This window comes from Streptomyces sp. NPDC054841 (genome assembly GCF_053611045.1).
In genome coordinates this window covers 1-9,866 of the sequence record NZ_JBSGZO010000326.1, presented here as the reverse complement: position 1 = coordinate 9,866, position 9,866 = coordinate 1, and the positions used below count along the sequence as shown (strand labels likewise).

General features: G+C 73.3%; 7 protein-coding genes and 1 pseudogene. 6 read left to right on the top strand and 2 right to left on the bottom strand.

Annotation, left to right across the window (positions count from 1 at the left end; genetic code table 11):
• Window positions 1–100 precede the first annotated feature (100 nt).
• Complete coding sequence (locus tag ACWGI8_RS31570; RefSeq protein WP_453666125.1) at window positions 101–895, bottom strand: SDR family NAD(P)-dependent oxidoreductase; 795 nt, start codon at window positions 893–895, stop codon at window positions 101–103.
• A gap of 55 nt (window positions 896–950) precedes the next feature.
• On the opposite strand from ACWGI8_RS31570, the gene ACWGI8_RS31565 reads away from it, so the two are divergent.
• From ACWGI8_RS31565 to ACWGI8_RS31550, 4 genes and pseudogenes are all read left to right on the top strand, one after another.
• Window positions 951–2,378: an amidase gene (locus tag ACWGI8_RS31565; protein WP_453666123.1), complete on the top strand. Its 1,428-nt coding sequence runs from the start codon at window positions 951–953 to the stop codon at window positions 2,376–2,378.
• On the top strand, window positions 2,375–2,971 hold the full coding sequence (locus tag ACWGI8_RS31560; RefSeq protein ID WP_453666121.1) for a TetR/AcrR family transcriptional regulator: 597 nt from the start codon (window positions 2,375–2,377) through the stop codon (window positions 2,969–2,971). Before ACWGI8_RS31565 ends, ACWGI8_RS31560 begins: the two co-directional genes overlap by 4 nt.
• A 452-nt stretch (window positions 2,972–3,423) precedes the next feature.
• A pseudogene (locus tag ACWGI8_RS31555) lies at window positions 3,424–3,855 on the top strand (serine hydrolase); the annotation flags it as partial.
• Window positions 3,856–3,928: 73 nt separating this feature from the next.
• Complete coding sequence (locus ACWGI8_RS31550) at window positions 3,929–5,578, top strand: FAD-binding oxidoreductase (protein WP_453666119.1); 1,650 nt, start codon at window positions 3,929–3,931, stop codon at window positions 5,576–5,578.
• A gap of 63 nt (window positions 5,579–5,641) precedes the next feature.
• Here ACWGI8_RS31550 and ACWGI8_RS31545 read toward each other — a convergent pair whose 3' ends face one another.
• Entirely contained in the window at window positions 5,642–6,694 is a 1,053-nt protein-coding gene (locus ACWGI8_RS31545; RefSeq protein WP_453666118.1) for a lipoate--protein ligase family protein, read from the bottom strand.
• A gap of 322 nt (window positions 6,695–7,016) precedes the next feature.
• On the opposite strand from ACWGI8_RS31545, the gene ACWGI8_RS31540 reads away from it, so the two are divergent.
• Both ACWGI8_RS31540 and ACWGI8_RS31535 read left to right on the top strand, forming a co-directional pair.
• Window positions 7,017–8,810 (top strand): gamma-glutamyltransferase family protein, encoded by a 1,794-nt coding sequence (locus tag ACWGI8_RS31540; protein ID WP_453666116.1) that lies wholly within the window; start codon window positions 7,017–7,019, stop codon window positions 8,808–8,810.
• A gap of 107 nt (window positions 8,811–8,917) precedes the next feature.
• Entirely contained in the window at window positions 8,918–9,775 is an 858-nt protein-coding gene (locus ACWGI8_RS31535) for an inositol monophosphatase family protein (RefSeq protein WP_453666114.1), read from the top strand.
• Window positions 9,776–9,866: the final 91 nt, after the last annotated feature.

Genomic DNA, 9,866 nt, shown 5'->3' with positions numbered 1-9,866 from the left:
CTTGCGATGCGTCCCCTCGGCCCCAGGGGGCCGGGGGAGACCCCATGCATCTGACGCCGCGGCCTGGTCCTCGAAGATCGCCCGGACAGGGCCTAGGCGGTCAGCGGCTGTCGCGCTGGGCCTCCACGATCCGGCGGATCGTGCGGTCCGTGCCGTTCGCGCGCCGCTGGACACGTTCGGAGAAGCCCGGGAACTGGCCGCCGATCGCGGTGAGGACCTTCATCTCGACCGGGGCGACATTCACTTCGGCCCGGTCCTGTTCGATGGAGCGGACGACACCGGCGACGACCTGGCGCGGCGAGACCGTACGCAGTCCGGCCGGTGCCTCGGCGCCGGTCGCCGCGAACATGCCCGCATCGCGTACGAAGCCGGGCTGGATGAGGGAGACCCCGACACCGTGCTCGTGGAGGTCCTGACGCAGCGCGAGCGCGAAGCCCCGCAGACCGAACTTGGTGGCGTTGTAGAGGGCGGAGCTCTTGGTCGCCGTCTTGCCCGACATCGAACCGACGAACGCGAGATGGCCCCGGCGAGCCTCGACCATCGCCGGGGCGAGGAGGCGGGCCAGCATGGCCGGGGCACGGAGGTTGACCGCGAGGGCGCGGTCGATCTGCTCGGGGGTGTAGTCGAGAAGCTCTCCGCTGGACGGCAGGGCGGCGTTGGCGATGAGGATCTCGGTGTCCGCCGCCTCGCGGGCGAGCCGTTCGACATCGTCGGGGTCAGCCAGATCGGCGACGATTCCGCGGGCGTCGTACGCCTTCACAAGAGGTTCGAGGGCGTCGGCGCGGCGGCCCGTGAGGATCAACCGCGCGCCGCGCGCGGCGAGTTCGGCGGCCAGGGCGGCGCCTATGCCGCCGGTGACACCCGTGAGCAGAACGGTTGATCCGGTGATGCGCATCTGGTTACCCTCCAGTTCTGTTCGTTCGAACGAACGATAGGAGCCGAAGGTGGCCATGTCCACAGCAGATTTCTCAGGACTTGCCGAACAAGCACGGAAGTTGACCGAGGGCCAGGTCACAGCGGTGGAGTTGGTGCAGGCCTCGCTCGAACGCATCGAGGCGAGCCAACCCACCCTCAATGCTTTCCGGCACGTACGGGCGCAGGAGGCGCTCGCCGAGGCCGAGAACGCCGACCGGCGGCTCGCGGCGGGGGAGAGGCTGCCCCTGCTCGGCGTCCCGCTCGCCGTCAAGGACGACACCGATGTGGCAGGGCTGCCGACCCTGTTCGGCTGCCGCGGCGAGATCGCGCCGGCGACCGCCGACGGCGAAGCCGTACGGCGACTGCGGGCGGCCGGTGCCGTCATCGTCGGCAAGACCAACTCCTGCGAGCTGGGCCAGTGGCCGTTCACCGAGGGCCCCGCCTTCGGCGCCACCCGCAACCCGTGGTCCACGGACCACACCCCGGGCGGATCCTCCGGCGGCTCCGCGGCCGCCGTCGCCGCCGGACTCGTCCCCGCCGCCCTCGGCTCGGACGGTGCGGGCTCCATCCGGATCCCCGCCGCCTGGACCCATCTCGTCGGTATCAAGCCGCAGCGCGGCCGGGTCTCGCTCTTTCCGCACACCGACGCCTTCCAGGGCCTCGCCGTCAACGGCCCGCTGGCGCGCACTGTCGCCGACGCGGCGCTGCTGCTCGACGTCGTCCAGGGTGCCCACCCGGAGGATCTGCACCGGCCTGAGGCCATCGACGCCTCGGCCGCCGCCCGCCGCGACCCGGGCCGGCTGCGGATCGCCCTCGCCTGGCGCCCCCCGCTCACCCTCACCGGCGCCAGGCCCCACCCCGAGGTCCGCCGCGCCGTGACCGAGCTCGCCGAGGCCCTCGCCCGACTCGGCCACCATGTCGAAGAGGCCCGCCCCCGCTACGGGCTGATCGGCCTCGGCTTCGTCCCCCGCGGCACGGCGGGCGTCGCCGAAATCGCCGCCCTGCACCCCGAACCGGACCTGCTCGACCCGCGCACCCGCACCGCCCTGCGCAACGGCAAGCTGCTCGGCGGCCGGATCGTGCGCGCCGCCCGCGCCCGCGAGGTCCGCCAGCACCGCCGCATCGGCGCCCTGTTCGACACGTACGACGTCATCCTCACCCCGACCACAGCGGCGCCCCCGCCGCGGATCGGCACCTTCGACGGGCTCAGCACCTGGCGCACCAACGCGACGATGGCCGCGGCCTGTCCCTACGCCTGGCCGTGGAACGTCCTCGGCTGGCCCGGGGTGAACGTCCCCGCCGGATTCACCACCGAAGGTCTGCCCGTCGGCGCCCAGCTGCTCGGTCCCGCGGGCGGGGAGGAGCGGCTCATCTCGCTGGCCGCCCAGCTGGAGGACGAGCGCCGCTGGTACGAGCGCCACCCCGACCCCTTGATCACCTGGAGTGCGCCGGTGGAACAATGACGCGCATGTCCAGCGAGCCCGCCGCGCCAGCCGTCCCGTCCATACCTCCGACGCGCCGGCGCATCATCGGTGCCGTCCTGCGCATCATCGGCCAGGACGGCATCGCCGCGGTCACCAACCGGCGGATCGCCAAGGAGGCCGGCGTATCGCTCGGTTCGGTCACGTACCACTTCACCAGCCAGCACGAGCTGCTGCGCGAGTCGCTGCTGCACTTCGTCCGCGAGGAGACCCGGCGCCTCACCGAACTCGCCGACGCCGGCGAGGCCGACGGCGTCGATCTCGACGGCGCGGCGGCCCTGGCCGGACAGGTCGCGGACGGCACCGTCTTCGACAGCGAGCACATCGCGCCGTTCGAGCTGTACATCCAGGCGGGCCGCGACGAGCGGCTGCGCGAAGCCGCCGCCGAGTGCTTCACCGCCTACGACCGCCTCGCCGCCCAGATCCTCACGGCTCTCGGCGTTCCCGATGCCGAACGCCTCGCTGCGACCACCGTCGCCCTGGTCACCGGCCTCCAGCTGCGCCGCCTGGCCACGGGCTCCCCGGCGGAGGATCTCGCGGACGCACTGCTCCTCCTGGTGCGGGGCGCGGGCTGATCACGGGACCGGGCCGGGTGACGGCGGAACGCCGGCCGGCCCGGACCAGGTCCCTTCGTCACGTGGTCCGTACGTGGCCGGCGGAGGCGTGCGCCTCGCTGCGGCCACGCTGCCGAACGGGTCAGTGCCGGGCCGGGTCTCGCCGTCGGACGCATGACCGCGACGTACGTTGTGCTTGGCACGCGTCTCCTCTCGGCGCCCTTCCGGGTGCCTGCGCGCCGGCGCACCGACCTCACGGCCGAAAGAGACACCTGGGATGGCACCTGAGACGGCGCCTGGGACGGCACCTGAGACGGCGCCTGGGACGGCACCTGGGACGGCGCCTGGGACGGCGCCTGGGGTGGCGCCTGGGATGGTGCCTGGGATCTTCTGCATGCGTGTGTGGCGCCTGTTCGTGGCCAAGGCCCACGGCAGGATCGCGGCGGCCGCACTTGCCGCAGCGGGGCTGCTGGAACGGCGAGGTCGCGGATGCGACGGACTGGAACCCGTCATGGGGCTGGGCCGCCGGAGCGATGATCTCGGACCTGGCCGACCTCCGCGCATGGGCGCGCTTCGTCGCGACGGGCACCCTGCTCGAGCCCGCCACCCAGGCACAGCGACTGCGGACGCTGCCCACCGGCTATCCCGGGACCGGATACGGCCTCGGCATCTTCACCAACCACGGCTGGATCGGGCACAACGGTTCGCTGCCCGGCTACCAGTCCGTGACGGTCTACCTGCCGTCGGCGAACGCGACTCTGGTCGTGCTCAGCAACACGGACATCCCTTACCAGGGCAACGAGAACAGCACGCTCTTCGCCAAGGCCATCACCACCGTCGTGGCCCCCGGCAACGTCTACGACCTGCCGCCCACACCGCCCACCTCGGCGTCCCCCTCGCGCTGACCGGAACCACCGCTCACAAGAGAAGCACCGTCGACGGGAACCGCCACCGTCTCCTCGTCATCCTCCCGACCGGATGTCGACGGAAGGCGAGGACAGGGCGATGGGCGAGACGGCGCGGCGGGGCAGCGGGGCGGAAACGGGCGCGGAAGCCGCGGGGAGGGGCAGGTTCACCCGTCGCGGCCTGCTGGGCGCGGGAGTTGCCGCCGGCGTCGGCGTGGCAGCGGGCGCCTGGGCGGCGACCGCCTCCGCCGGCCAGGCGGCCCCGTCCCAGGCGGCCCGGGCGCCCCGTCCGCCTCGCGCCGGTGACTGGGCGGCGCTGGCCCGCGGGCTGGACGGAACGCTCGTACGGCCCGGCGACCGCGACTACGACACCGCGCGCAAGCTGTTCAACCCCCGGTTCGACGGGGTGCGGCCGACCGGGGTCGCGTACTGCGCACGGCCCGAGGACGTCCGCAGCTGCCTGGAGTTCGCCCGCCGCCATCAGGTGCCCGTCGCGGTGCGCAGCGGAGGCCACTCGTACGCCGGCTGGTCGTCCGGGCCCGGCCTGGTCGTCGACGTACAGAAGATGGCGTCCGTCTCGCTCTCGGGGGGCACCGCGACGGTCGGCGCCGGCGCCAAACTGATCGACGTGTACGACCGGTTGACGGCTCGCGGGCGGACCGTACCCGCCGGGTCCTGTCCCACCGTGGGCGTCTCCGGACTCGCCCTCGGCGGCGGCATCGGCGTCGTCAGCCGCGCCTACGGTCTGACGAGCGACAGTGTCACCGGCGCCCGCATCGTCACCGCCGACGGCCGGATACGCAACGTGGACGCCCAGCACGACCCCGAGCTGTTCTGGGCGCTGCGCGGCGGCGGCAACGCCCAGTTCGGTGTCGTCACCGAGCTGCGGCTGCGCACCCACGCGGCGCCGCAGTGCACGACGTTCTTCCTGAGCTGGTCCTGGTCCCGGGCCGAAGCCGTACTGCGCGAGTGGCAGCGCTGGGCTCCCACCGCGCCCGACGAGATATGGGCGAATCTGCACCTGTCCGCACCGGTCGGAGGACGGCCGGGATCGGTGCGGGTCGGCGGCCTGAGCCTCGGCAGCCGCGGGGACCTCGAGAACCGCCTCGACCGCCTCGCCGACGCCATCGGCGCGCCCGCACGGTCGGTGTCCGTGCGCACCCGGCCGTTCATGGACGCGATGAAGGTGATGGGCGGTGTCTCGGGCTTCACCATCGCCCAGGCCCACCAGCAGGGCAGTCTGCCCGGCCGTACGCCCCAGGGCCGGGTGGCGCGCGAATCGTACGCGGCACGCTCGGACTTCTACACCCGGCGCATCCCGGCCGACGGGGTGATGGCCCTGCTCGCCCGGGTGGAACGGCTTGCCGGGCTCCAGGGAGGCGGCGCGGGCAGCATCGCGCTGGACGCGCTGGGCGGCGCGGTGGGGCGGGTCCGGGCGGCCGACACGGCGTTCGTCCACCGCGACGCGCTGTTCCTGGCCCAGTACATCGTCTCCTGGCCGGACAACGCCTCCGCGACCACCGTGGCCCGGCACCAGGCCTGGCTGGACGGTACGCACGGGGCGATGCGGCCCTGGGCGAGCGGCCAGGCGTACCAGAACTACACGGACCCCAAACTGCGGGACTGGCGCCGGGCGTACTACGGTGCGAACGCCGACCGCCTTGCCCGGGTGAAGACGTCGTACGACCCGGGGCGTCTGTTCCGCCACCCCCAGGCCCTCTGACAGAGAGAGGTGTGCACGGGCACCGGGACCCGGGGCGCGGCGGGAGGATCCCGAAGACCGGCCCTACGGCACCCGGGCGGTCCACTCCCGCGTCGCGAACTTCGCCGCGACCAGCTCCTGTGCCCGCGCCATCTCCTCGTCCGTCACCTTGCCCTCCGTCAGCCCGTACCGCCCGCGGAACGAGGCGATCATCCGCTCGATGACCGCCTCGCGCGGCAGACCGGTCTGCCGGCGCAGCGGATCCACCCGCTTCTTCGCGCTCCTGGTGCCCTTGTCGGACAGTTTCTCGCGCCCGATGCGCAGCACATCGAGCATCTTGTCGGCGTCGATGTCGTACGCCATCGTCACGTGGTGCAGCACCGCGCCGCCGTCCACGACCCGCTTCTGCGCCGCGCCCGCGATCTTGCCCGCCTCGGTGGCGATGTCGTTCAGCGGCTGGTACCAGGCCTTGATGCCCATGTCGCCGAGCGCGCCCAGCACCCAGTCGTCGAGATACGCGTAACTGTCCGCGAAGGAGAGGCCGGAGACGAGGGAGCCGGGCACGGACAGGGAGTACGTGATCGTGTTGCCGGGCTCGATGAACATCGCTCCGCCGCCGGAGATCCGGCGCACGACCGTGATGCCGTGACGCTCCGCCGCGGTCGGGTCGACCTCGTTGCGCAGTGACTGGAAGCTGCCGATGACGACGGCCGGGGCGCCCCACTCCCACACGCGCAGCGTCGGCGGGCGCCGGCCGGCCGCGACCTCGGCGGTGAGGACCTCGTCGAGGGCCATGTGCAGGGCGGGCGGCTGCGGGCCGTCGTGGACGAGCTGCCAGGCGTAGTCGGTCCAGTCGGTGGCGTGCGCGAGGGCGCGGCGAACGGCGACGCCGATGCCCTCGGTGGTCAGCCCGTACATCTCGGTGCCGGGCGGCAGCGCCCCGTCGATGCGGACCGCGAGTCCTGCGGCGTCGGTGTCGGCCGGGGCGCCCTCCAGGGCGCGGTCGATGGCGGGGAGGGCCTCGTCGGGTTCGAGGAAGAAGTCCCCGGCCACCCGTACGTCGCGCAGCACCCCGTCCCTCACATCGAGATCGACGACGACGAGCTTTCCGCCAGGGACCTTGTACTCACTGTGCACCGCGCTGCCTCCAACCCCTTTGCTCCGTCATCAGAACGCCGACGGAGAGGACGCCCGGAGAGGACGCCGACGGCGAGAACGCCGAGGACGACAACGCCATTCCCGGGACGGGAGCGGTCGCATGGTGCCGCGCCGGGATCCCGGAGCTGCGTACGCTGCCGGGTACGGCCCGACAGGTCTCCTGCCATCCGGTGGGCGAGGACGGCACGGCCCCCGGTGCGACCGCCGCCCCCGCCTCCGCCCCGCACACGAATCCCCGCACACGGATCCCCGCACACGGATCCCCGCACACGGATCCCCGCACACCGATGGAGGCACGCGTATGTTCACCACCCGGCCGACCCTTCAGGGCACCTTCGGCATGGTGTCCTCCACCCACTGGCTGGCCTCGCAGTCCGCGATGGCCGTGCTGGAGGACGGCGGGAACGCCTTCGACGCCGCCGTCGCCGCGGGCTTCGTCCTGCACGTCGTCGAGCCGCACCTCAACGGGCCCGCCGGCGAGGTCCCGGTCATCCTCGCTCCGGCGGGCGGCGAGGTGCGGGTGCTGTGCGGGCAGGGCCCCGCGCCGGCCGACGCCACCATCGACCACTACCGCGCGCTCGGGCTCGGGCTCGTCCCCGGGACGGGGCCGCTCGCCGCCGCCGTGCCCGGCGCCTTCGACGCCTGGATGGTGCTGCTGCGCGACCACGGCACCAAGACGCTCGCCGAGGTGCTGAAGTACGCCATCGGGTACGCGGAGGACGGGCACGCGCCGGTCGAGCGGGTGGGGCGGACCGTGGAGACCGTACGCGCGCTCTTCGAGGCGGAGTGGACGACCTCCGCCGAGGTGTATCTGCCGGGCGGCAGGGCCCCGCGGCCCGGCGAGCTGTTCCGTAACCCGGCGCTCGCCGCGACCTGGCGGCGCCTGATCGCGGAGGCGGGCGGGGGCGGGCGGGCCGGACAGATCGAGCGGGCGCGGGCGGTCTGGCGCGACGGCTTCATCGCCGAGGCCCTCGTCCGCCGGTCCGATGTGCCCACGACGGACACCAGCGGAACGCGGCACACCGGGACGCTCACCCGGGCCGACCTGGCGGGCTGGTCGGCGACGTACGAGGCGCCGGTGACGTACGACTGGAACGGCTGGACGCTGTGCAAGACGGGCGGCTGGAGCCAGGGGCCGGTCTTTCTGCAGCAGCTGGCGCTGCTGCCGCCCCAGTTGCCGGAGCACGGCTCCGCCGAGTACGTCCATCTGCTCATCGAGGGCTGCAAGCTCGCGATGGCGGACCGGGAGGCGTGGTACGGCGATGCCGCGGACGTACCCCTGGAGGCGCTGCTGTCGGAGCCGTACAACGCGCGGCGGCGGGCGCTGATCGGGGAGAAGGCCTCGTACGAGCTGCGGCCGGGGAGCCCGGAGGGGCGATCACCCGTGCTCAGCGCGCACGCTCTCGGCGTCGCGGCGGGTGAGGAGCCCGGCTTCGACGCGACGGGGATCGCGGGTGCGGGTGAGCCGACCGTCGCCGAGGACGGCGGCACGCGGGGTGACACCTGTCATCTGGATGTCGTCGACCGCTGGGGGAACATGGTCGCGGCCACGCCCAGCGGCGGCTGGCTCCAGTCCAATCCGGTCGTGCCGGAACTGGGCTTTCCGCTCGGCACGCGGCTGCAGATGGCCTGGCTGGACCCGGGACTGCCGAACTCCCTCACGCCGGGCCGCCGCCCCCGCACGACTCTGACGCCGTCGCTGGCTCTGCGGGACGGAGTGCCGGTGATGGCCTTCGGAACGCCGGGCGGCGACCAGCAGGACCAGTGGCAGCTGCACTTCTTCCTGGCCGTGGCACTGCGGGGGCCGGTGCGGGGCGGGCCGGACCTCCAGGGTGCGATCGACGCGCCGAACTGGCACAACGACAGCTTCCCGGGCTCCTTCCATCCGCGCGGGATGCGGCACGGTGCCGTCACCGTCGAGTCGCGGACGGACCCGGAGGTGGTGGCGGAGCTGCGGCGGCGCGGTCACGACATCACGATCGGCGAGGCGTGGTCGGAGGGGCGGCTGTGCGCGGTGGCACGGGACCCGGAAACCGGTGTCCTGTCGGCCGCGGCGAACCCGCGTGGCATGCAGGGTTACGCGGTCGGCCGCTGACCGTGCACCTGGCATACACCTTCCGGTCACCGTGGCTTCGCCGGGTGTCCATCGACCGGTCACCCGGCGGCAGCGGGGATGTCAGTGGGGCGTGCTTTGCTGGACGCATGACCGAAGAGTTTCTGTCCGGGACGACAGGGAACCCCTGGGATTCCGGAAACCTCGCCCTGGTCGAGGAGGCGGTCCGCAAGGCGGCCGCCTCCGAGATCATGCCGCGCTTCCGCCAGCTCGCCGCGCACGAGATCGTCGAGAAGAACGGTCCGCACGACCTGGTGACGGTGGCCGACCGCAGCGCCGAGGAGCACCTGACGGCGTCCCTCACCGCGCTGCTGCCGGGCTCGGTCGTGGTGGGCGAGGAAGCAGTCCACGCGGACCCGGCGGTGTACGACGCGCTGCACGGCGACGCGCCCGTGTGGATCGTCGACCCGGTGGACGGCACGCGGCAGTTCGTGCACGGCGACCCCGGATTCTGCACGCTCGTCGCGCTGGCGCGGCACGGCGAGGTGCTCGCGTCCTGGACGTACGCCCCGGCGCTGGACGAGATGGCCGTCGCGGTGCGCGGCCACGGCGCGCGGGTGGACGGCACGCCGATACGGTCGGGCTCACCGGAGCCCGGTGCGGACCTCGAAGTGGCCACCTCCCACCCGGACTTCACCACTCCGGACCAGAAGGAAGCCCTCCTGGCGCTGCGCACCGACGGCGTTCACGCCCGCCCGTGCGGCTCCGCCGGCCTGGAGTACCTCGCGGTGGCGCGCGGCGAGCTCGACGCGGTCGCGTTCTCCTGGGAGAACGCGTGGGACCACGCGGCGGGCCTCCTCCTCGTCACCGAATCGGGCGGCGCGGACCTGACCCTCACCGGTGCGCCCTTTCGCATCACGGGAGGCAACGCGCTGCCGTTCACGGCGGCGCGTGACGCGGCGACGGCGGTGTTCCTCCACGGTCTCCTGGCAGCGGCGGGGGTTTAGGGTCTGTCCGGTGGATCTTGCTGGGCTCGCGACGCCCTGCGACTCCGTCTCCTGCTCCCCCTGGGCCCTGCGGGCCCGGGAGGTGCCCCCA

Excerpts from the sequence above, each read along its gene's own strand:
- ACWGI8_RS31565 (WP_453666123.1), top strand. The coding sequence starts at position 951 with ATGTCCACAGCAGATTTCTCAGGACTTGCCGAACAAGCACGGAAGTTG.
- ACWGI8_RS31540 (WP_453666116.1), top strand. The coding sequence starts at position 7,017 with ATGTTCACCACCCGGCCGACCCTTCAGGGCACCTTCGGCATGGTGTCC.
- ACWGI8_RS31535 (WP_453666114.1), top strand. The coding sequence starts at position 8,918 with ATGACCGAAGAGTTTCTGTCCGGGACGACAGGGAACCCCTGGGATTCC.
- ACWGI8_RS31550 (WP_453666119.1), top strand. The coding sequence starts at position 3,929 with ATGTCGACGGAAGGCGAGGACAGGGCGATGGGCGAGACGGCGCGGCGG.
- ACWGI8_RS31560 (WP_453666121.1), top strand. The coding sequence starts at position 2,375 with ATGACGCGCATGTCCAGCGAGCCCGCCGCGCCAGCCGTCCCGTCCATA.
- ACWGI8_RS31570 (WP_453666125.1), bottom strand. The coding sequence starts at position 895 with ATGCGCATCACCGGATCAACCGTTCTGCTCACGGGTGTCACCGGCGGC.